Origin of the sequence: Campylobacter ureolyticus (assembly GCF_013372225.1) — a bacterium.
GTDB classification, from domain to species: Bacteria; Campylobacterota; Campylobacteria; order Campylobacterales; family Campylobacteraceae; genus Campylobacter_B; species Campylobacter_B ureolyticus.
Genome location: NZ_CP053832.1, coordinates 294,328 through 318,428, shown reverse-complemented (window position 1 = coordinate 318,428; position 24,101 = coordinate 294,328). Strand labels below are relative to the sequence as shown.

Sequence of the window (24,101 nt, the reverse complement as noted above, 5' to 3'; positions counted from 1 at the left end):
TTTTTAAATTTAAACATATTAAGATAAAACAAAATTGATATATCAGAAATTAAAGATAGCTCTTTCATCCCACAACAATCCAATTTCCATCACGCTTGGATCCAATTCTTTCTATCATTTTCTTTTCTTGTAAAGGCTTAAATACTCTTTCAACAGTCCTCTTTGTTACACCTATTTTTTCTGAAAGTTCAATTGATGTTAGGCTTGGATCTTCTATCAGAAGTTCAATCACTTTCTTCTCGGTCTTATTCAAACCGACATTCAAACCGACATTCAAACCGATATTCAAACCGATATTCAAACCGACATTTTTATTGTCTATTTGGTCAACTACTTCTTGATTAAAAGGAATAGTACATCTAATATAGTTGCTTTCAATTTCAAAAACGTCTTTACCATATTTTTCTACAATCGTTGGAATTCTATGTCCGGTGTGTTCAGTAAGTCCCATATTTAAAAATATCCTCATCAATGTTGCGTTTCTAGGCTTGCTTATTCCATCAAAAAATTGTTCTTTTGTCATTCCATCAGGAAGCCCACCATGTGATAATATATCGAGCCTATCATTAAACATTGAAATCTGTGGTTCAGTGATTGTCCAATCGTTATGAACTAAAGCATTTAAAATTGCCTCATTTACACAGTCAAAATCAAATAAATAGGTGTCTTTTCTTGGTCTAACTGTAGTATCAGAAATACATATATTTTCAGCCTTCAATCTGTTTTTTATTTTTCCATAAGTCGTTAATATGCATCCATAACCATAATCGCTTCTTTCAGATATAGAAGCTTTATTCTGTCCTTGGAATTTCACAAAAATAAAGGGAATATTATTTTTATCGGATAATAGTTCTGCCAATAAATTATATTCTCCAGCTTCATTCCTTAAATTCAAATTCGTTTCAAAAGATTTATTTTCCAAGTGATAATTTTTTTCTGAATAATATATCTTAAGTTCCCTAAACGATAAATCTGATGAATTTGATTTTTTCTTAAGCATGTATTCATTATCTATAAATTTTTTCTCATATCTAATTTTTATCTGTTCCGTTGTCATCTCTTTACAGGTTGTTCCGATTCGTATTGTGCATCCAGTAGAAGAGAATCCATATTTCTTTTGGCAATAAATATGATGACGACCTTTATTTATATGAATTGCAATGATAGTTTTTCCTTCATCAAATTGAAGATCTGATTTAATTTCATCTTGAGAATTCGGTTCAATTTGGCTTGTTATGATATCGGAAATTTTTCTAAGAACTTCATCAATTTTGTTCACACCAATTACAGTCCCATTATCTTTTACACCAATAAGAATTGTTCCTCCAGTAGTATTAAGAAAAGATACTATTTCTTTTGCAATTGTATCAGTATATTTTTCTTTTAACTCTAATGTCTCTGATTCAATATATTTGTTCATTGCAATCCTCCTCTAACATAATTATTATATCATATTTACGACATTACGAAAATTCAAACCGACATTTTATTGTCGCATTATGTAATTGTTTGCTAAATTAATTTATAATCTAATTTACCCAATTAACTTTCAATCATCTTTTTTAGAAAAATTATTTATGTTAGCTGTATTTCTGAAAGCATGTTCAGATTTTGCTATATAATTTTTTATAAAAATAAATGAAGGCTTAAAAATATAAACATAAAAATCATTCTAATTTAAAAAATTTACATTTGTAAAATAAAAATATTTACATAAAAAGACTGCAGCTCTGTAACGCCCCATTAAATCCGGACACGGAAATAAGGGACATTGAACTTTAATTCAATCACTAAATGTGTTTATTATTTAATTTTATTAGAGGGGCTTCTTATCCTTACCATCTTAGTTTACTAATTTTGAGTATAAAAAAAGACGGTAAAATTTTGATTTTATCGTATCTTCCGATTTTTTAATTATTTATCTCTAGCAACTAGAATTGGCCTGTGATTAATAAATCTAAATAAAAGTCTTATAATTTAAGTAAAAAAACATAAGTCCACAAATCGATAAAGTAATCACTGCAATTAGTAATGCTGCTATAATTTTTTGATATGGTCTTTTTGCCTTTTCTTCAATTTTCCTTATCTCGTCTAATCTTTTTCCTTCAGTGAATGCTAAAATCTCCTTGTATGTTTGAATATCATTGTTTTTCTTGATTTTCTCAACTTTGAGTGCACAAAACATAGCGCAAGCCATTAATGCAAAATATGGAATAACCCATACAAACCAATGAATTTAAGCATTAGTATAAGCAAAATAAATGCTGCTAGCATAAAAATAAGCATCATTAATGAATAGAAATTCAAATTTTTAACTTCTTTTGTATTAATTTCCTTTTTCATTTGTTCAACATCTCCTCTAACTTAAATTATCAATTGATATTTCAAAAACTTCACTTAGTAATACAATGCTGTTTATGTCAGGATAATTTTTATTGTTTTCCCAATTCGAAATAGTTTGTCTTGAAACATATAATCTATCTGCAAGTTCTTCCTGAGATAGTTCTTTTTCGCTTCTGTAATATTTAATTTGATTGCCAAGTTCCATAAAATACATACCTCCCTTCAAAATGACTATATCTGAGATGTTATATTATTTCTATCAAACCTTCTTTACAACAATGTCTTTGTCAAAACCTTTTTACATAGTCTAAATCACTAAATTTAGCAGTATTTTTCTATCATAAATTCAAACTCATCTTGCTCTGTTGCACCACGTTAAAAATATTATTATAGAAGACATAAGTTTAATTTCAAAAATTTTTTTCTTTCATCAACCGCATATTATCTTATTACGCTTTTGATAAATCTGAAATTTACTACAACACTTCTGTTTCAGTGAAAATCAAAAAAACTCACAAAAAATAACATTCTTGTATCTTTTATGAGCTTTTAAAAATTTCTACTATATTTTCTCCAAACACTTTGAATAATTCCGTCTTAGCCGGAAATTTACTCCCACTCAATAGTTGCTGGTGGCTTGCTTGAAATATCATAAACTACACGATTGATACCATTTACTTCGTTTATGATGCGGCGGCTTATATTTTCAAGCAATTCATATGGAAGCTTTGAAAAACTTGCAGTCATTCCATCACTTGCATCAACTACACGGACACAAACTGCATTTTCATAAGTCCTATTATCACCCATAACTCCTACAGAATTTACATTTAGCAGTACACAAAATGCTTGCCAAGTTTTCTCATACCAACCACTTGATTTAAGCTCTTGTCTTAATACAACATCTGCTTTTCTCAAAAGTTCAAGTCTTTCGTTTGTAACCTCTCCCATTATTCTAATTGCAAGCCCAGGTCCAGGGAATGGATGCCTAAAAACTAAATCACGACTAAGCCCAAGCTCAAGTCCTAAAGCTCTAACTTCATCTTTAAAAATTTCCCTTAAAGGTTCAATTAATTCAAATTTCATATGTTCAGGAAGTCCGCCAACATTGTGATGACTTTTAATAGTTTTACTAACTCCACCAAAACTACTGCTTTCTATAACATCGCTATAAAGTGTCCCCTGAGCTAGATATTTTACATCTTTATGCTTTTTAGCCTCTTCTTCAAATATCTCTATAAAGGTATTTCCTATAATTTTTCTTTTAACTTCTGGCTCTATAACACCACTTAATCTTTCTAGAAAAATTTTACTTGCATCTATGCTTATTAGATCGATTCCAAGCTTTGTTTTAAATGTATCACTTACTTGCTTTGCTTCGCCATCTCTTAAAAGCCCATTATCAACAAAAACAACTATAAGGTTTTTAGGGACTGCATGAGCCAAAAGTGCTGCAACGACTGAGCTATCCACGCCGCCACTTACTGCACATAAAATTTTATCTTCACCAACTAGATTTTTGATTTTCTCACACTCATTTTTGGCAAAACTCCCCATATTCCAAGTGCTTTCACAACCACATATAAATTTAGCAAAGTTCTTAAGGATTGCATCGCCAAACTCACTGTGAGCAACTTCTGGATGAAATTGCAAAGCATAAATTTTGGCTTTTTCATCTGCGTATGCACAAAATTCACTGCTTTTTGTCTTGGCTAATAGTTTGAAATTTGAAGGAAGTGCTTCAACTTTATCTGCATGACTCATCCAAACAACCTGATCTTTAGGCGTATCTTTAAAAAGATCACTTTCACAAGTAAGAGAAATTTCAGCTTTTCCATACTCTTTGCTTGCTGCTGGAACAACACTTCCACCAAATTTATGAGCAATTAACTGCATTCCATAACAAATTCCCAAAATTGGCAATCCAAGCTCAAAAATTCCTTCATCACAAAAATACGCATCCTTTGCATAAACGCTTGCTGGTCCGCCACTTAGAATAATGCCTTTTGGCTTTTTTTCTTTTATGACACCTAGTTTTGCATCAAACGGCAAAAGCTCAGCATAAACACCTTGCTCTCTTAATCTTCGTGCGATTAACTGCGTGTATTGTGATCCAAAATCTAAAATAATAATATCTGCTGTCTTCATATAAAATCCTTAAAAAATATCAAAAATTATACCAAATTTAACTAAATTTAGCTTGATTTTGTTGTGTTTGTATCGCTTGGCGTATAAACTGGCGGTCCTTTATAACCACATCCACAAATTCCAATTATAAGAAAAATTAATAATAATTTTGCTAAAATGTCCTTATGAAAAGTGCTAAGAATATAATTGAAGAAATTCAAACTTCACCCCTATTTAATGATATTAATGATAAGCGTAAATTTTTGAGCTTACTAAGTAAAACGCATCAAAAATTAATTGCTTTTATCTACTTAAAAGATCAAATTCTTTACTTTGCCTGCAAACATAATGTAGGTCTTCAAGAACTTAAAAAAGATAGTAATATAAATTTGATAAAAGAGTTATTAAAAACATATATAAAATTTCACCCGGATTCAAATTTAAATGGAATTAAGGATATAAGATTTTTTGTTGCAAGTAAATTTATGAAAAAAAAAGAAAAAATTAAAGAAATTTTTAAGATAAATTTACCACCAAAATTTGTAGATCCAAGTAATGGCGAATTTAAAAACAATATTAGAGATAAAAAAAACCATGCTTTATTTGAAGAAATAAGGAAATTAATCCTTGCTAATAAATGATATAAAATCACTCCCAAATTTACCTGGAGTTTATGAATATTTTGATGAAAACGCAAAGCTATTATATGTTGGAAAAGCTAAAAATTTAAAAAAAAGAGTAAGAAGTTATTTTTCTTTTACGCCAAAATTAGCTCCAAACCCAAGGGTTAGCTTAAGAATACAAAAAATGATAAATGAAAGTATTCATCTAAAATATATTGTAACAAAAAGCGAAGCCGATGCATTAATTTTAGAAAATTCATTCATAAAACAACTTAATCCAAAATACAATATTTTACTAAGAGACGATAAAACTTATCCATACATTTATATTGATTTAAATGAAAATTTTCCAAGATTTAATATAACTAGAAAAGTAATAAAAGGTTCAAATATTAAATATTTTGGACCATATTTCAAAGGATCGCGTGAAATTTTAGAAACTTTATATATGAAATTTAAACTAATTCAAAAAAAAGGATGTTTAAAAAATAAAAAAGCTTGCCTATTTTATCAAATAAATCGTTGTTTAGCACCTTGTGAAGAAAAAATAACAAAAAAAGAGTATGATTTAATAATAAAAGATGCGCTGTATGCCATTAAAAATCCAACTTCAATGGTTGAATACTTAAAAGAGCTTATGTTAAAATATTCACTAAATGAAAATTATGAAGAAGCTGCAAATTTAAGAGATAAAATAGAAATACTTAAAGAAAATGATCAAAAAATAGAAGTCGATTTAGCAAAACTTGAAGATTTTGAAGTATTTGCTATAAATTCTTTCCAAAGCTTTGCTTGTGCAGTAAGACTTAGCATAAGAGATGGAAAAATAACAAACTCAAATTCAAAAATCATAAATTTAAAAAACTTTGAAAATTTAGAAAAAAGTGAGATTGATGAACTTTATAAACAAACACTACTTGATGCTTTTCCTACCGAATCACCTGTAGCAGTTTCTAAAATATATGTAAATGATGATTTTTTAGATATTGACCTAGTAAGTGAGATTTTAGAAGCTAGACATAGTAAAAAATTTGAGATAATTGTTCCGAAAATTGGAGAAAAAAGAAAAATTTGCAATATTGCGCACCAAAATGCGAAAATTAATATTCAAAAACACTTAAAAGCTTATGATTTTGAATTTCTAAACTCCATGAAAGAGTATTTTGGGTTTACAAATTTACCAATAAATATAGAAGCTTATGATAACTCACACATGTTTGGAAGTGCTGTGGTTGGAGCTATGATAGCTTATAATGAAGATGGATTTAACAAGCAAAACTATCGTCACGCTCATCTTAAATCAAATAATGACTATGATCAAATGAGAGAGTATTTAACAATGCGAGTAAATAGATTTGATAAGTTAAATCCACCAGATTTATGGGTAATTGATGGTGGAGCTACACTTTTAAATTTAGCTGATGAAATACTAAAAAGCGTTGGAGCAAATGTAGATATAATAGCCATTTCGAAAGAAAAAATTGATGCTAAAGCATACCGCTCAAAAGGTTCAGCAAAGGATAAACTCTATACAAAAAATAGAGAATTTTTACTACCACCAAGCGATAAAAAACTTCAATTTTTTCAAAAACTAAGAGATGAAGCTCATAGATTTGCTATAAGTTTTCATCAAAAAACAAAAAGAAAAATTGACTTACAAAAATCAAATTTAATAAAATCAGGATTAAGCGAAGGAAAAATAAAAAAATTGCTTGATTATTTTGGTAGTTTTGAAAAAATTTATGATTCAAATTTTGACGAAATTTCAAATTTAATAGGAAAAACTGCTGCAAAAAAAATATTTTTATAAAGAAAACAGAAAATATATGGTAAAATGTATCTCATTAATTTTAAGAAAGGTATTTAATGCTGATTTATGATGCAAATTTTAAATTACTTGGAATGAGCGAACATGCTTTAAATTTACTAGGCTACCCTAGTTTTAACGCATTTTATTCAAACCATAGTGATATTTCTGAATTATTTGTAGATAAAGAGGATTTTTATATATACGGAAAGAGAGTAAGCTTTCAAGAATATATGCTTAAAAGCAAAAAACCTCTTTTAGTTTTATTAAAAAACTCTAAAAATTTAGAAATAGAAATTAAATTTGAAATAAACAACTTATTTTTCAGTGATGAAAATAATGGCTATGTGATTTTTTTGAATTCTCCAAGTATCAAAAGTCAGAATACACAAGATGATTTTTTACCAAAAAACACTATAAAAAGATCAAATTTGTTATCAGTTGATAATATTTTTAAAAAAACATATGATTTAGAGCTTCAAAATATCAAAAAGATAAAACTCAATGATTTAGAAGAAAGTACCCTAATAAATGATGAGTGGCTTAAAAACACATCAAATAACCTTTCTATAAATTTAGGTAAATTTATAAATAGCTTAAAAAGCTTAATTAGTAAAGCATATGAGAAAGAAGAAATTTTATATGAAGCAATTGTTTTGGGTGATTTAAATGAATCAGTAAAAAATTTAAGCGAAATAAAAAAATTAGCCTATTCTTATAACATTAAACCTCTTACAAAAGCTATTTATAGACTTGAAAATTCACAAATAGATGAAATTTCAAAAAATTTTAGACAATATAAAGATGTTATTGAAAAAATTGATAAAACCATTACAAAAAGGAATCACATATGAAGCTAAATACGACTTCTATACTTAGATTTATAACAGGTATACCGTTACTAATCATTATGTTAATTGGATTGTTTTATCTTTATAGTTCATACAACAACTATAAAGAAGCCGATACTCTTAACAAGTCAGTTGCTAATCTTAACAATATTAGCGAGTTAATTGAGCAACTTGGAAACGAAAGAGGGCTAAGTGTTATTTACACAGCAAGTGGTGGAAAACTTAATGTTTCTGAGCTTTTACAAAACCAAAGAGCACAAACAGATGCCGAAATAAAGAAACTTAATAATCTTATATCAAATTATGAAAGCATTGTTGGTAGTAGCTTCTTAAACAAAAATTCAGTTGTTCCAAATGAACTTTTAAAAATGTCATCTCTACTTAAAAACATCAACGAAGCAAGATCTAAGATAGATAATTTAGATACCGATTTTAATACTATTTTTACAAATTTCTTTTCAGTTGTTGACGAAGAGTATTTGAATTATGCGAGATTTGTTCAGCAGTATGCAACTTCACAAGACATTGCGTCTTTGGGTTCAAACTTAGTTTCTACTTACGAGATTATGAATGCTTCAAGCTATCAAAGAGATTATGTTATATCCTTACTTGGCACAAGAGAAGCAATTGATTATTCAACTCTTTCAAAATGGAGTGAAATAAGCAATAAAAGTGCATTTATATCTTATACATCACTTCCTGAATCACAGGCAAAAACAGAAATTTTAAAACTTCTTTCTTCACCTGATTCACAAGCTATAATTTCATCAGCAAACACTCTTAATACACAACTTCAACAAGAAGCGCTATCTGGCGAATATAGCGTTAGTCTTATGGAGTGGTTTAGTGCAGCAAGTAGTAAAATCAGCCTAGCAAAAGAAATAACTCAAAAATTAAGCGAAGAACTTATAGTGCAAACAGATGAGTATAAACAAGAACTACAAAAAGTTTTGTTTATAGCAATTGGACTATTTGCAATAGCAATACTATTTTTACTTATAACTCTTAGATTTATCAGTAGATTCCAAAAAAACATATCTGAGCTTGATGATGTTTTAAATAGTATAAGCCATATCTCAGATCAAGATATTAGAATAGATTTAAGAACATCAGAAGGTATGTCAAGAGCTTATACAATTATCCAGGATGCGATTGATGTTATTGCCAAACAAAAAGAGATTGCCGAAGAAGCAAATAAAGCAAAATCAATATTCCTAGCTAATATGTCGCACGAAATAAGAACCCCATTAAATGGAGTTATTGGTTTTACTGAGCTTTTGAAAAACACAGGCTTAGATAATGAACAGCAAGATTATGTTGATACAATAGAAAAAAGTTCAGAAAACCTACTTACAATTATAAATAACATTCTTGATGTTTCTAAAATTGAAAGTAACAAAGTTGAACTTGAGGATATTTTATTTGATCCAATTAACGACTTTGAAGGTGCTATTGAAGTTTATGCGGCAAAAGCAAGTGAAAAAAATATAAACCTTTTATCATATGTAGATCCAAGTCTTGTAAATTTACTTTATGGTGATATTACAAAAATAAAAGAAGTTTTAATAAATTTAATGAGTAATGCTGTTAAATTTACTCCTGTAAATGGTAGTATTATAATTGATATAAGAAGGCTTCCTTCTGTAAGCGAAAGCGAAACTAACATAAAATTTAGTGTTAGAGATACTGGTGTTGGTATAGCAAAAGACAAACTTGAAAAAATCTTTAGTGCATTCTCACAAGCCGATTCTACTGTAACAAGACAATATGGCGGAACTGGACTAGGACTTACAATTTCATCTAAATATGTTGCCATGATGGGTGGAATGCTTCAAGTTGCCTCCGAAAAAGGACAAGGAAGTGAATTTTTCTTCACTCTATCATTTAAAGAAACTAAAAAATCAGACTCAGATACTATGTATAATGGAATAAAAGGAAAAAGGTTTGCACTGTTAACTGATGAACCAAAAGATATACATAATACAATTATAAAAGATTATCTTACATACATGGGTGCAAATATAAAAATCCTTGAAAGTGATAGAGAAATAAATAGAAATTATTTTGATATTCTGATAATAAGACTTGAAGATTATCCAATGATTAGTAAAGAATTAGATATACCTATTGTAATTTGCGGAAATCTTAGAGAGATTCAAAATGCAAGATTTGATAAAGAAAGCATTTTTACTCTATCAGAACCTGTAAATATAACAAAAATTTTAAAAACCACACAAAGAGTATTAGAATCTGGTCCTGTTGTAGCCACCTCTAAGCCTGTTCAAGATATGGTATATAATGAAACTATAACTCCTATAACATCTGAACCTGTTGTAAAACAACCTGTAGTTGCTGAGCCTATAAAAGAAGAGGTTGTAGTAGAAGAACCTATAAAAGAAGATAAAACTGAACTTAGCTTAAGAGATAAATTAAGAGCTAGAATTAACCAAAGCACTACTCCTAGCGAACCAAAAGTGGTTATAAAACCAGATGAGCCAAGAGTAGAAAAAACAATATCTCAACCTACAGTTCAAAAAGAACCTGAAATTAAACCAGAACAAGAAGTAAAAATAGCGATTCAACCTGAAATTAAAAAAGAACCTGAAATAAAAATTTCTATCGAAGAACCTATAATAAAAGAGGAAGTTATAAAAGAAAAGGTTGAACCAAAAATATCAACTAGTGAAGATATTAAAATAAATATTGATGAGCCTAAAATAGCAATCGATGAACCAGTTATTGAAAAAGTCTCAATTGAGCCAACTCTAACTAAAGAGCCTGAAATAAAAATTTCTGATGATATAACTGATGCAATTAAAGAGCCTGAGGTTGTAAGTAAGCCAGAACAACATGCTCAAATCAAAATAGAAGAAGCAACTAAAACTCCTGAAATAAAACCTCAAGTAAAAATTGTTGAAGAAACAATTATGGTTGATGAATGGGTCGATGAAGAAGTAACCGAATATGTTGAGGTTGAAGAAGAAGTAACTGAATATATTGATAAAGAGGTTGAAGAAGAAGTTGAAGTTGAAGTGCCAGCACCAAGTACAGCACCATCAGCTGGTGGCATGGATAAATATAATGCAAAAGTTTTAGTTGCAGAAGATAACGAAATCAACCAAAAACTTATGAGACATACTCTTGGGCTATTTGGACTGGATATAACCATAGTAGGAAATGGTAAATTAGCCCTTGAAGAAAGAAAAGAAAAAATCTATGATATGATTTTTATGGATATTGCGATGCCTGTAATGGACGGTGTTGAAGCAACAAAACAAATTAAAGCTTACGAGAGTGAAAATAGTCTTCCACATATACCAATTGTTGCAGTTACGGCAAATGCACTAAAAGGCGATAGAGAAAGATTTATGTCACAAGGACTTGATGAGTATTGCACAAAGCCAATTAAAAAAGAGGCACTATCAGCAATGCTTAATATGTTTATTCCTGAGAAAAAAGAAGGTGCTAGCGGAGGCGGAACTATAAAGAAAAAAGAAATAAGAAAAGTTATCAAAAAAGTTCCTCAAACTGTTATTAAAAAAGTTTTGAAACCCCAAACTGTTATTAAAAAAGTTTTGAAGCAAAAGCCTGTTATTGTGAAAAAAGAGATTCCAATAGAGAATAACTTGCCTAAAAAAGAGGAAGTTAAAACCGAAAATTTAAATTTAACAAAAAAAGATATCTTAATTTGTAGAAAAAGTCATTTGGAAAATAAAATTTTTGATACTATTTTAAAAAGATTTGCTAAAGATATTGACAAAACTAATAATGTAGATGAAATTGTAAATTTACTTAGTTCAAATTCATATAAATTAGTAATGCTTGATTCTAAGCTTGAAAATTTTGATGCCGAGCTTTTACTAGATATCATAGATCAAGTAAGCCCTGACACAAAAACAGTCTTGTTTGGTAATCAAAATGATAATATCAGTGAAAATATCAAAAATAGATTTGCTGAAATAACAAATAGCAAGGTGAATAAAGCTGAGCTTGAAGAACTAACTAAAAAATATATAGGATGAATAAATGGAAAATTTAGTAAATGTATTAGCAGTTGATGACGATGTTATTAACTTAAAATTGGTAGAAATGATGCTTAAAAAGCATGGCAGTATAGGTGAGATTATCAAAGCTCCTAATGGGCTTGAGGCTCTTAATATTTTAACTCAAAGAAAAGATATTGGTATAATTTTGCTTGATATTGTTATGCCCGTCATGAATGGGCTTGAGTTTCTAGATAATTCTCAGGTAAAATCTCTTATAAAAAATATACCTGTTATAGTCTTAACGACAGATGAAACTACTAAAAAAGACTCGCTTAGCAAAGGTGCTAATGACTTTTTAACAAAACCTATAACAGAAAAACTTTTATTTGAAAAAATAAATAACTTTATCGCACTATAAATTTGTTTTGTCATCCCAAATGATGACAAAACACCCTTTTTTATCATTCTAAAAACGAATTAAATTTATATACTCGATATAATATGAATGATAAAATTTATAATTAATTTCTAAATAAAATAACCTAAAATCGCATCTGCTGAAAAAATGATAAACTAATTATTTTTATACTTTACAATCATTATTAAAGGCATTTAATAATATTTTAAAACTATACAACTTACTCATAAAATAAAGCGCAATAATAGCTTTAAGATTTTATTTGCAGTATGTTAAAAAATTTAGATTAAATTTCTCTTTCTTACAATCAACAATAAAAAACTGTTAATTTTATATGATTGTATTAGTTTTTTATTAACTTGCCCGAGGAAATAAAACAAAAAAGTATACTTAGAGTAGGTTTTTGTAAAGGAAACAAAGATCTTTTAAGCTTTGTAAACCAATCCTTAATACAGTTAAGCAAGGATAATTTTTTTTCAAAAAGAATTTATAGATAGCATAGATCCTTTCTATAAAGGCACTGCTGATAAAAAATACTTTTTATTAGATGATATCTATTCTATCTTTGGATAACTTGAAGTTGCCATTTTTGGCAACTTTTATTTAAACCAACCTTTTATTTTGTCAAACATACTCTCTTCAACCATCTTATTTGGTTCTATTCCAAAACTTTTTCCAAGTTCTTTTATAAGTTTTTCTTGATTTTCATTTAATTTTTTTGGCATTTTAATTGAAATTTGGGCTATTAAATTTCCTCTTTTTTTAGTTCTTAAATTTTCAATTCCTTCATTTTCTAAAACAAACTGATCTTTATCTTGTGTACCAACTCTAAGCTTTAACTCTTTTTGGCCATCTAAAGTTGGTATAATAATAGTTTCTCCTAACATTGCTTGAGTTATAAAAACTGGTACTTCTAAATAAACATCATCTCCATCTCTTACAAACCTATCATCTTCTTTTACTCTAATTACAGCATATAAATCACCATAACTTCCATCTTTTGAAAGATTTCCTTTTTGGCTTATTCTTATTTTTATACCAGTATCTACGCCTTTTGGTATATTAAATTTAAAATTTTGCTCAATCTCCTCATATCCTTTGCCACCACATTTTGGACATTTTGATTTTAGCATTTCGCCATGACCACCACATTTTGGACAGGTTTGAACAAAACTCATAAAGCCTTGTCTTTGGCTTATTTGCCCTCTTCCGCCACAATAATCACAAGTTGTTTTCTGGCCACCTGTGCCATTACATTCTTTACATGGTTTCTTTATTTTATATTTTAATTCTTTTTGGGTTCCAAAAACAGCCTCTTTAAATTCTAAATCAACTAAAATTTCAATATCTAAATCATAATTGTCAATAGGTTTTTTTCTTCTTCTTGAGCTTGTTCTACCGCCTCCAAAAAATGAGTCAAATATATCTCCCATAACATCTTCAAAGCCGCTAAAACCTTCCCCAAATCCACTGCTGAATCCGGCGTTGTTTAAGCCATCTTTTCCGTATCTATCGTAAATTTCTCTTTTGTTTTTATCGCTTAAACATTGATAGGCTTCATTTATTTCTTTAAATTTTTGCTCAGCCTCTTTATCGCCTTGATTTCTATCTGGGTGATACTTCAATGCAAGTTTTCTAAAAGATTTTTTAATTGTTTCAGAGTCTGCATTTCTTGAGACTTCCAATATTTCATAATAATCCAATTCTGTAGCCACTTTTTAAATACTCCTAAAAATTTTTAATTTTTAATTCTATCAAAATTATTTTAAGCATTTATAAATCTTTACAAATTTCAGCTATAATTATCATTAAAAAAATTGAAAGGATTAACATGGTTAATGTATTAATGATAGAAGATGATACAGAATTCGCACAAATTTTATCTGAGTATTTAAGTCAATTCAATATAAAAATAACAAATTTTGAAGATCCATATTTAGGACTTAGTGCTGGTATAAAAAACTACGATTTATTAATACTTGATCTTACTTTGCCAGGACTTGATGGACTTGAAGTATGTAAGGAAATAAGAGAAAAGTATGATATTCCTATAATTATATCATCTGCAAGAAGCGATGTAAGCGATAGAGTTGTTGGACTTCAAATTGGAGCTGATGATTATCTTCCAAAGCCTTATGATCCAAAAGAGATGCATGCTAGAATAATGAGCTTAATAAGACGCTATAAAAAAACAGCTCAAGTAGAAGAAAACGATGTTGATAGTGCTTTTAGAATTGATGAAAAAAGACATGAAATTTATTTTCACGATGAAGCTTTAGTTTTAACTCCAGCTGAATATGAGATTTTGGAATATCTTATCAAACAACACAGCTTTTCAGTCTCAAGAGAACAACTTGTATATCATTGTAAAAGCCTAAAAGATAAAAATTCAAAAAGCTTAGATGTTATAATTGGAAGATTAAGAACAAAAATAGGTGATAACTCTAAAAATCCAACTCATATTTTTTCAGTTCGCGGAATCGGATATAAACTTTTAGGATGAGATACTCACTAAGCACAAAAATAAGTGTTGTATTTGCAATTGCCTTTGGTTTGGTATGCATTCTTTTCATAACTTTTGGAAGAATTCAGCTAAACCAAGCATTCGATAGAATGACGGTTGCACAGATAAATTCTATAAATTATCTTTTAGGATTATATGAGAGAAACACTCCGCCTGAAAATTTAGATGAGTATTTTAGTAATTTTAATCTAGTCGCTACAAAAGATAAAAATTTAATATCAAATGTTCTAACAAGAGGCGATATTGTATTTACTCGCCAAACTCCAATTGGAGATATTGTTTCATTAAAATATCAAAATTCTATGTTTATGCATATAAAAAATCTAAATTTTAGTGCGACTTTTGAAAGTAGCGGTGGTAAAAATTTAAATGATCCACTTTGGGTTGGATTTTTTATAACTATTATTTTATTAGGATCACTTTATTTTTCAGTTTTAAAAAGTTTAGCTCCTCTTAAAAAATTAAATAATAATATTAAAAAATTTGCAACAGGAAATTTAGAAACCGCAACAGTAAATGTCGAAGGTGATGATGAAATAGCACAAGTTGCAAAGGAATTTGATAAAGCGGTTATAAAAATAAAAGAGCTTATTAGATCGCGACAACTTTTTTTAAGAACAATTATGCATGAATTAAAAACGCCTATTGGAAAAGGCAGAATCGTATCTGAAATGATACCAAACGAGCTTCAAAAAAAACGCCTTATCAATATATTTGAAAGACTTGAAATTTTAATAAATGAATTTGCTAAAATTGAGCAACTCTTATCAAAATCTTATTCTATAAATTATGAAGATTATCATTTTAGTCTTATTTTAGAGCAAGCCAAAGATTTGCTAATGCTTGATGATTGGGATAAAAAAGTTGAACTAAATTTAATAAGCGACCCACTTTTAAAAGCCGATTTTCAAATGTTTTCATTAGCGCTTAAAAATTTAATTGACAATGCTTTAAAATATTCAAACGATCAAAAAGTTTATATCACCTCAACAAATGAGCAAATTTGCATTGCAAATAGTGGCGATCCACTTCCAGTAGATATAGCTCATTACAAGCAGGCTTTTGTTAGAAATATAAATGAAAAAGTTTCTGGAATGGGACTTGGACTTTATATAATTGATAGAATTTGCAATATGCATAAGTATTGTTTAGATTATTACTATTCAGATGGAAAGCACCATTTTTGTATAGTTTTTAACAAAAACAAAGCAAGTTGTGAAATCCCTAAAAAACCAAAATTTCTAAAAAAGAAAAAATGAATATTTCTAAATTTGATGAGTTGGTGGAAGCATTTATGAAGCTTCCTGGAGTTGGCAAAAAATCAGCTTTAAGATATGCGTATCATGTAAGTATAAATGACTCTTTTGCTGGATTAAATTTAGCTCATTGTATAGAAGATGCGGTTAAACTTTTAAAAAGATGTTCAAAATGCGGAGCTTTAAGCGAAGATGAAATTTGCGAAATTTGTGCAGATGATGAGAGAGATAGAGAAATCCTTTGCATTGTAGAAAGCCCAAAAGATATCTTAATAATAGAAAAAAGTGGTTCTTATAATGGACTATATTTTGTTTTAGATGATGTAGATAATAGCATTCTGGAACGTTTAAAAAAATATATAGATGAAAATCAAATAAAAGAAGTTATTTTTGCCTTAACACCTGGAATTAATAGCGATGGAATCATGCTTTATATCGAAGATAAATTTAGTGAATTTGATATAAACTTTAGTAAAATAGCTCAAGGAATTCCAACTGGCGTAAGCCTTGATAATGTTGATATGCTTTCTCTTATCAAGGCTTTAAACAATAGAATGAAAACTTAATTTTTTCTATTTTTAGCAATATTTTGGTAGTATTTAATTTGATCTTTTTTGATAATTCTTATATAGTTTGTGCTTCCAGCAATTCCTGTTGGAAAACCTGCTGTCATTATATAGGTATGATCAAGATCAATATAGCCTTTTTCAAAAGCCTCTTTTATCGTATCTGCGATTAAAAAATCAACATCGCTTTTATCTTTTACTATCACAGGACTTACTCCCCAAGCAAGTGTTAAAAAGTGAGCTGTTTCTTCATCATGAGATATGGCATAAATTTTAGTTTCTGGACGATTTCTAGCCATTTTTATAGCTGATCTTCCCGATCCTGTTATAGAAAGTATAGCTCTTGCATTTATATTTTTAGCTAAACTTACAGAACTACAAGCTACCATATCTGTTTCATCAACTGCATCAAAACTCTTATAATAAGGATAAATTTTTTCAATTTCTTTTATCGTGTTACTCATTGCTTCTACAACTTTTACAGGATGTTTTCCAACTGCACTTTCTTCGCTTAACATCACAGCATCAGTTCCATCAAGTACAGCATTGGCAACATCACTAATCTCAGCTCTTGTAGCTCTTTCATTTTGTGTCATTGAAAGCATCATTTGAGTGGCTGTAATAACTGGTTTTGAGTACAAATTTGCTTTTTTAATTATCATTTTTTGTATATTCGGCACTTCGTAATAAGGTACTTCGATTCCCAAATCACCCCTTGCAACCATTATTCCATCACTTACTTTTATGATTTCATCTATATTCTCAACAGCATCAAATTTCTCAATCTTTGCAAAAACTCTTGCTTTGCTTCCGTAGTTTTCAAGTATTCTTTTTACTCTTAAGACATCACTTGCTTTTTGCACAAACGAAACAGCCACAAAATGAACACCGTTTTTTGCTCCCCATTCCAAATCAAGCTCATCTTTTTTTGTAATAACATCAATATTTAATTTTGTATTTGGAAAATTTACCCCCTTATTTGATGTTAAAATTCCACTATTCTCAAGTACAGCATGAACTTCATCTTTACTTACATAATCAACTTTTGCTCTTATAGCACCATCACAAAGATAAATATATTCACCATTTTTAATAAGTTCTAAAATCTCAGGATGATTTATACAAAGCCTATATGTTTTTTCACTTATTTTTTCACCAACTATCTCATCTTTTACAAAAATAAGCTTATCTCCTGAATTTAACTTAAACATCTCTTTTAGAGTCTTAACCCTAACTTTTGGACCACTTATGTCTTGAAAAATTCCAATTCTTTTATTAAGTTTTTTTTCAATATCTTTAATTTTTTCCAAATTTGACTTATGATAGCTATGATCACCATGACTAAAATTCATCCTAAAAGCATTAACTCCTGCTTTTACTAAACCTTCAATTATATCAATGCTATCGCTTGCAGGACCTATGGTTGCTAAAATTTTAGTTTTTTTATCCATTTTAACTCCTTAACTTTATCCATTCCTTTGAATTTTGTAAAATAATATCATATTTTTATAACTTTTTAGATACTTTTATAAATTTTAATATTTCAGCTTTTTTAATGCATAGTTTTGATAAAATCAATCCTAAATTAGTTTGACAAAAGGGCAAAAAAATGGCAAAAAAATTTATTGATGTTATGGATACAACTTTTAGAGATGGTTTTCAGTCTGTTTATGGTGCTAGAGTTTTAATGGATGATTTTTTACCGGCAGTTAGCGCGGCAAAAGAAGCAGGTATTACGCATTTTGAATTTGGTGGTGGAGCTAGATTTCAAAGCTTGTTTTTTTATCTTAATGAAAATGCATTTGATATGATGGATAAATTTAGAAGCATTGTAGGAGATGAGGCGAATCTTCAAACTCTAAGTCGTGGTGTAAATACAGTCACACTTGATACTGGTAGCCGTGAAATTGTTGATTTACACGCTAAAATGTTTAAAAAACACGGCACTACAACAATTAGAAATTTCGACGCATTAAATGATGTTAAAAATTTAGAATTTAGTGGTCAATGTATAAAAAAATATGGATTAAAACACGAAATAGTAATTACTATGATGGATTTACCAAATGGGTGTGTTGGAGCTCATGATGCATCATTTTATGAGAAAGTTCTAAAAGAAATTTTAAAAAGTGAGATTCCTTTTGATAGTATATGTTTTAAAGATGCAAGTGGAACATCAAGCCCTAATAAAGTCTATGAGACTATAAAAATGGCTAGAAAACTACTTCCACAAAATACTCACATTAGACTTCATACCCACGAAACTGCAGGTGTTAGCGTAGCATGTTATTTAGCTGCACTCGAAGCAGGAGCTGATGGGATTGACCTTGCAGCAAGTCCTGTGAGCGGTGGCACAAGCCAACCAGATATTTTAACCATGCTTCATGCTATAAAAGGTAAAAACTATGATTTAGGTGGACTTGATAGTGAAAAAATATTGAAATACGAAGATGTTTTAAATGACTGCTTGAAAGAGTATTTTTTACCACCTGAAGCTACAAAAGTAAGTCCTATTATTCCATTTTCTCCAATGCCAGGTGGAGCTCTTACTGCAAATACTCAAATGATGAGAGATAATAATATTCTTCATAAATTTCCAGAAGTTATAAAAGCGATGAGAGAGGTTGTTAAAAAAGGCGGATTTGGAACAAGTGTAACTCCAGTTAGCCAGTTTTACTTCCAACAAGCATTTAATAATGTCATGTTTGGAAAATGGAATAAAATAGCAGAAGGATATGGCAAAATGGTGCTTGGATATTTTGGAAAAACTCCTGTTAAGGCTGATGAGAAAATTATAGAACTTGCTAGCAAGCAACTTGGCTTAGAGCCAACTACAAGAGCTGCTATTGATATAGCCGATGAAGATTCTACAAAAAGCATAGCATATGCTAAAAAAATACTTGATCATGCAAATATAGAAACAACCGAAGAAAACATTTTTATAGCTCTTGCATGTAAAGAAAAAGGAATTACATATCTAAAAGGCGAGGCAAAAGTAAATGTGAGAAAAGGAAAATTTGAACCAAAACCAGCTAAGCAAGGTGATTATACAATAATAGTAAATGGTGAAAAATACAATGTTCAAATTACAAAAGGTCACAATCAAGACTTAAACATTAAAAATATTGAAAAATTAAACTCAGGCAAAACTCACAAAAAAGAAGAAAAAAGGCAAACATCAAACAAAGACATAATTTCTGAAATTTCAGCAAATGTTTATAAAGTACTTGTTAAAAATGGTGAAACTGTAAAGAAAAACCAGCCAATTGTTGTTTTAGAGGCTATGAAAATGGAAATAGAAGTAAATGCCCCAAGCGATGGCGTTATAAAAGAAGTTTTTGTAAAAGTTGGTGGAAATGTAGAAAGTGGTGATATAATAGCCTCTTTGGAATAAAAAAGTAAAGCCAAATTAAATTTGGCTTTACAAATTTTTTAATTAATTTTGAAGCCAAACTCCATTTTTTATATAATAATTTATTGGATAATAAGTTAGTAAAATTACTAAAATAAAATTTGCGAACATAGAAATTTTATACCACAAATTTGAAATTTTTACATTTAACAAATCCATTATAAATATAAAAAATCCAGGAATTCCACCTATAAAAATAAGCGCATAAATAAAGTATCCAATATAATAATAATCTGCTTGAAGCATACAAAATGGACATTTATGAGTAGGAAGTTCATAAATATATGGTGAAAAAAACCTAATGATTGCATAGATTGTAGATGGTATAAACAAAAATGTAAAAATACTTATCAAAAGATCAGCTTTGTAGTGTGCAGATATAAAATTTAAAAAAAATAAAATGTAAAAAATACCCAAAATAAAACTATCTTTATGCCAAAATTTCATATCGTGAAGTCCAGTTTGTCTAAAAATATCACTACAACAAACCACAGGTTCACTTAAATTTATGCCACTAAAATGTAAAATTTCTAAAATAAATTCTAAAACTAAAAGCAAGAATAAGGGTATAAAAAATTTAAATTTAAGCTTTAAAAAAATGGAATTCTTAGTTTTAGAGTCTTCTTTATTTATTAATATCCAGCCACTTAAAAAGAAAAGATTCAAAATTTTTACTCCAAACATAAAAACACCATAATTTGTTGCATCAACTATTCCAGCAGCGCACATAGCACCTGGAACTAAAAACGAAATATCATCCATAGTCCAAACAAAAAATAAAAATAGTGGAATTTTTACTGCTAATATAAAAAATATAATGGTTGAAACCAAATATCCATTTTTTGCTAAGTTATACTGAGAATCTGAAAGAATATCGGGGTTGTAGTTTTTGACAATTTTAATTGCAAATATAAAAGCTATTGTTCCAAAAAAAATTATTAAACTCTCAACAACCAAAAGAGCTATTATAAAAGGTGAAAGCATAAGCATTTTAATCCTTTTTTAACTCATAAAAATCATTGCCCAAGCCACTTTCTAGTAAAAATGGATCATGCGTTGATATGATTATTGTTTTATCTTTCATTAAAGAAAAATATTCTATAAGTTTTTGACTTAATGCTTTATCTAAATTTGCAGTTGGCTCATCGGCTAAAATAATACTTGGATTATTTACTAAGGCCCTAATTATAGCAACTCTTTGCTGCTCTCCACCACTTAAATTTAAGGCTTTTGATTTGATTTTTGAATAAATTCCAAACCTGTCTAGAAGTTCTTTTATATACTCTAAATTTCCATTTTTATCAGGCAAAGTTGGGAGTAAAATATTATCAATCACACTTAAGGTTGGAATTAAATTAAAATTTTGAAAAATAATGCCTATATTTTTTCTCCTAAATTTGGAAGCAAATTTTAAAGATAGTTTAGAAATACTCTCCCCACCAATTACAATATCTCCAAAAGTTGGCTTATAAAGTCCTGCAATAAGACCTAAAAGCGTGCTTTTGCCACTTCCACTAACCCCTTTTAAAAAAAATGTCTCATTTTTTTTAATATTAAAGCTTATATTTTTAAGCGGAGTAAATTCTTGGCTTGTGTTTTCATTAAAAGTTTTAGTAATATTTTTTATCTCTATAAAATTTTCCATTTTGCCTACCTTAAAATTTCACCCGCATCACTTACGGCTATTTTCCATGCCGGTATTATACAAACTGCCACATACAAAGGCACTGTAACAAAAAACAGAAGCGCTATTATTTTAAAATTTAAATTAAAAACAAGTTCAAATGGAAATTTTAACTCACTATATCCTATAAAAATTTGTTTTAAAAAAGGTGCTTGCAAAATATAGACAAAAAATATTGCCAAACTTACGCCAACAACAAAAGCAAAAACCGATAAAATTAAACTTTCCATCAATTTATAATTTATAATATGTGAAATTTCCCAGCCAAGAGCCTTTAAAATGCCTATTTCTCTTTTTTCTTCACTTCTTAAACCACTTGCTTTATCATATAAAACGGTTGCAAATGTTACAAAACATATTATAAAAAGCATTAAAAAAAGCCCACTTTTATAATCGAATAAAAGCTGATATTGTTTTAACATAGAATCTTTTGTGATAACCTTTAAATTTGAATTTGAAATAGCTATTTTTTTGGCTATAAAATCAACCTCTAAAGGATTTGAAACATCTATAGTTATATCACTGAAATATGGTTTTTTAATACCTAAAATTTCTCTTGCAACATCTTCATCAAGCAGTATTATGTCGTTGTTTTCCAAAGAGTGATTAAATTTATAAACCCCGCCAACATTTACTTTTATCATACTGTTTTCTGGTGTAAAAAATGGCACACTTTTATAAAGTTTTAAATCTGCCTCTAAAACTTTTAAAATACTTTTTGAAGTTATCATAAAAGGCGGATTTTTACTTTCGTTAAAAACTTCAGCAATTTTTTCTATCTCTTTTTGATACTGCTCTTCAAAACTTTTTATGCCAAAAATACTTAAATAAACCCTATTTCTTTCAAAATAATATTGCCCCCAAACACGCCCTTTTGCACTTTTTATTCCAGCAATTTTCAAAAACTCATTGGTTAAATTACCCTCTATTAAATAACTTCTTCCACCATAACTCTTACTTACCAAAATATCAGGAAATTCTTTTGAAATACTTTTGTATTCATTATTTAGTGAGTTTGTTATCATCAAAACTGATGATAAAAGCCAAACTAAAACTCCAAAAATAAATGTAATAGTTAAGTTTTTATAACCATATCTTGTAATTGAAGCTAAGGTATAGTTAAATATATTTTTCATACTTACTCTTTATTGTTTATAAATTTTTTAGCATAGCCTGAGTTTACAAAAGTGCCAATTTCTACTTCTCTAAAGCCAGGATGAAAACTAAAAACATCATTTATCTCATAAGAAAACTGATGCCTTAAATATGGAGTTTCGTTATAAAATGCAAAACTATTTGTTTTGGTTAATTTTACAAACTCAAGCTTTTCATCCAAATGTTCATCTCTTAAGTTTAAATAAATTATTTCGGCAAACAAAAATCCAAATACAAAAATAACTAAAAAAATAAATTTATTATTCACAACTTCTTCCATCTAAAGCACAAGTTACTGAGTTTGTAATCTCATCAAATTTATAAATTTCAGTTCCGCCATGTTCAAGCCTAAAAGTTCTTGCACTTTTCATAGTTTCAAATGCTATTAGTTCATTTCCCATCGGTCCTAAAACATCACTTCCTACAACAAAAAAGGCGTTTTTTGCATCAATTATCTTTTGTGTGTAATAATCCCTTACTAAAATTTCACCGCTTTTAAATCTCTCATCTTTTAGGATAAATTTCATCATATCTTTTATGCCATCAAATGCGAATTTTTCATCTTTAAAACTAAGCGAAACTGCCCATTTTGGGTATTTATAAACAAACATTCCACAAATTGGACATCTTGTGCTTTTACTAAATTCTATCTTTAAATTTTCATTTTTTTCATCGAAAAACCAGATAAAATTTGTTACTAAATCAGCCTTTTTTTCATCAAAAGACTCCTCTAAAATGCCACTTAAATTCTCATAATTTTCTAAATTTTCATCAAAATATAAATTTTTACATTTTTTAAACGCGTCAGCTTTTAACTCATTTATAAATCTATAGTCGTTTTTTGAGAGTTTTTCGCACCTTTTTTCATAAATTTTTTTAGCTTTTTTTATGTTTATTTGTTCTTTTTTTGCTTTGCTTTGCCTTTTGTAAGCTTTATCAAACGCATCATTAAAGCTTAGAATTTCACCGCCAAATTTAGTGATAAATTCCAAAGCATCAGCACTTTTTTCAAAAGCAAACTCGCCTTTTTCATTCGCTACATAATTTGCTTTTAAAGCAGGTATTAAGTACAAGGTTTTATTATCAGTCACTTTTATAGAACTAAATAAAATATCCTCATCCATAGAGTGGAATGAAAGCTCTCCAAGGTCGCAATACTGTAAATTTTCACCACTTTTTAGCTTTGCAAAATATGCCGTTCTAACGCAATTTTTTAAAGGTTTTGCACTAAAGGATGAAAAATCATCTAATTTTGTAGATAAATTTTCATCTAAGCCTAACTGTAAATTTGGCTCGTCTGCAAAAACAAATAAAGAAAGAAATAAAAAAACGGTTAAGCTTCTTATCAT

General features: G+C 28.8%; 20 protein-coding genes. 9 read left to right on the top strand and 11 right to left on the bottom strand.

Features of this window, described 5'->3' with window-relative positions; genetic code table 11:
- Positions 1-64: 64 nt before the first annotated feature.
- The 4 genes from CURT_RS01620 to guaA form a co-directional block, all read right to left on the bottom strand.
- Entirely contained in the window at positions 65-1,420 is a 1,356-nt protein-coding gene (locus CURT_RS01620; RefSeq protein ID WP_018712437.1) for an RNA-binding domain-containing protein, read from the bottom strand.
- Positions 1,421-1,957: 537 nt separating this feature from the next.
- The gene (locus CURT_RS09285) at positions 1,958-2,197 is read right to left on the bottom strand and encodes a hypothetical protein (protein WP_211216840.1); all 240 of its coding nucleotides are present in this window, start codon (positions 2,195-2,197) and stop codon (positions 1,958-1,960) included.
- 162 nt (positions 2,198-2,359) lie between these two features.
- The gene (locus CURT_RS09280; RefSeq protein ID WP_217907054.1) at positions 2,360-2,569 is read right to left on the bottom strand and encodes a helix-turn-helix transcriptional regulator; all 210 of its coding nucleotides are present in this window, start codon (positions 2,567-2,569) and stop codon (positions 2,360-2,362) included.
- A gap of 383 nt (positions 2,570-2,952) precedes the next feature.
- On the bottom strand, positions 2,953-4,491 hold the full coding sequence (gene guaA, locus CURT_RS01610; RefSeq protein WP_018712438.1) for a glutamine-hydrolyzing GMP synthase: 1,539 nt from the start codon (positions 4,489-4,491) through the stop codon (positions 2,953-2,955).
- Between the two features lie 164 nt (positions 4,492-4,655).
- Here guaA and CURT_RS01605 point away from each other — a divergent pair, with 164 nt between their 5' ends.
- The 5 genes from CURT_RS01605 to CURT_RS01585 are packed head-to-tail and all read left to right on the top strand — an operon-like array spanning position 4,656 to position 12,155.
- On the top strand, positions 4,656-5,111 hold the full coding sequence (locus tag CURT_RS01605) for a hypothetical protein (RefSeq protein ID WP_018712440.1): 456 nt from the start codon (positions 4,656-4,658) through the stop codon (positions 5,109-5,111).
- Entirely contained in the window at positions 5,098-6,903 is a 1,806-nt protein-coding gene (gene uvrC / locus CURT_RS01600; protein ID WP_018712441.1) for an excinuclease ABC subunit UvrC, read from the top strand. The genes CURT_RS01605 and uvrC overlap by 14 nt, the downstream gene beginning before the upstream one ends.
- Before the next feature lie 56 nt (positions 6,904-6,959).
- Complete coding sequence (locus CURT_RS01595; protein ID WP_018712442.1) at positions 6,960-7,754, top strand: hypothetical protein; 795 nt, start codon at positions 6,960-6,962, stop codon at positions 7,752-7,754.
- Entirely contained in the window at positions 7,751-11,773 is a 4,023-nt protein-coding gene (locus CURT_RS01590; protein WP_018712443.1) for an ATP-binding protein, read from the top strand. The genes CURT_RS01595 and CURT_RS01590 overlap by 4 nt, the downstream gene beginning before the upstream one ends.
- A 4-nt stretch (positions 11,774-11,777) precedes the next feature.
- A complete protein-coding gene (locus CURT_RS01585; protein ID WP_018712444.1) occupies positions 11,778-12,155 on the top strand; it encodes a response regulator in 378 nt (125 codons plus the stop codon).
- 599 nt (positions 12,156-12,754) lie between these two features.
- Here CURT_RS01585 and dnaJ read toward each other — a convergent pair.
- Positions 12,755-13,870 carry a molecular chaperone DnaJ gene (gene dnaJ, locus CURT_RS01580; RefSeq protein ID WP_018712445.1) on the bottom strand — a complete coding sequence of 372 codons (1,116 nt, stop codon included), beginning with the start codon at positions 13,868-13,870 and terminating at the stop codon, positions 12,755-12,757.
- A gap of 116 nt (positions 13,871-13,986) precedes the next feature.
- Between dnaJ and CURT_RS01575 the strand changes: the two genes are divergently transcribed.
- The 3 genes from CURT_RS01575 to recR are packed head-to-tail and all read left to right on the top strand — an operon-like array spanning position 13,987 to position 16,501.
- On the top strand, positions 13,987-14,658 hold the full coding sequence (locus CURT_RS01575; protein WP_018712446.1) for a response regulator transcription factor: 672 nt from the start codon (positions 13,987-13,989) through the stop codon (positions 14,656-14,658).
- The gene (locus CURT_RS01570) at positions 14,655-15,938 is read left to right on the top strand and encodes an ArsS family sensor histidine kinase (RefSeq protein ID WP_018712447.1); all 1,284 of its coding nucleotides are present in this window, start codon (positions 14,655-14,657) and stop codon (positions 15,936-15,938) included. The genes CURT_RS01575 and CURT_RS01570 overlap by 4 nt, the downstream gene beginning before the upstream one ends.
- Positions 15,935-16,501 carry a recombination mediator RecR gene (recR, locus tag CURT_RS01565; RefSeq protein ID WP_018712448.1) on the top strand — a complete coding sequence of 189 codons (567 nt, stop codon included), beginning with the start codon at positions 15,935-15,937 and terminating at the stop codon, positions 16,499-16,501. Before CURT_RS01570 ends, recR begins: the two co-directional genes overlap by 4 nt.
- On the opposite strand, the gene pyk is transcribed toward recR, so the two are convergent.
- Positions 16,498-17,952: a pyruvate kinase gene (gene pyk / locus CURT_RS01560; protein WP_018712449.1), complete on the bottom strand. Its 1,455-nt coding sequence runs from the start codon at positions 17,950-17,952 to the stop codon at positions 16,498-16,500. The two genes, recR and pyk, sit on opposite strands and share 4 nt — an antisense overlap.
- A gap of 158 nt (positions 17,953-18,110) precedes the next feature.
- On the opposite strand from pyk, the gene CURT_RS01555 reads away from it, so the two are divergent.
- Positions 18,111-19,895 carry a biotin/lipoyl-containing protein gene (locus tag CURT_RS01555; RefSeq protein ID WP_018712450.1) on the top strand — a complete coding sequence of 595 codons (1,785 nt, stop codon included), beginning with the start codon at positions 18,111-18,113 and terminating at the stop codon, positions 19,893-19,895.
- A gap of 42 nt (positions 19,896-19,937) precedes the next feature.
- On the opposite strand, the gene CURT_RS01550 is transcribed toward CURT_RS01555, so the two are convergent.
- Genes CURT_RS01550 through CURT_RS01530 form a run of 5 tightly spaced genes read right to left on the bottom strand, consistent with a single transcriptional unit; the run spans position 19,938 to position 24,101 of the window.
- A complete protein-coding gene (locus CURT_RS01550) occupies positions 19,938-20,903 on the bottom strand; it encodes a hypothetical protein (protein WP_018712451.1) in 966 nt (321 codons plus the stop codon).
- Between the two features lies 1 nt (position 20,904).
- On the bottom strand, positions 20,905-21,558 hold the full coding sequence (locus CURT_RS01545; RefSeq protein WP_016646010.1) for an ABC transporter ATP-binding protein: 654 nt from the start codon (positions 21,556-21,558) through the stop codon (positions 20,905-20,907).
- 5 nt (positions 21,559-21,563) lie between these two features.
- On the bottom strand, positions 21,564-22,733 hold the full coding sequence (locus CURT_RS01540; RefSeq protein WP_018712452.1) for an ABC transporter permease: 1,170 nt from the start codon (positions 22,731-22,733) through the stop codon (positions 21,564-21,566).
- Between the two features lie 2 nt (positions 22,734-22,735).
- Positions 22,736-23,020 (bottom strand): hypothetical protein, encoded by a 285-nt coding sequence (locus CURT_RS01535; RefSeq protein ID WP_018712453.1) that lies wholly within the window; start codon positions 23,018-23,020, stop codon positions 22,736-22,738.
- Positions 23,013-24,101, bottom strand: coding sequence for a nitrous oxide reductase accessory protein NosL (locus CURT_RS01530; RefSeq protein ID WP_018712454.1), 1,089 nt, complete (start codon positions 24,099-24,101; stop codon positions 23,013-23,015). Before CURT_RS01530 ends, CURT_RS01535 begins: the two co-directional genes overlap by 8 nt.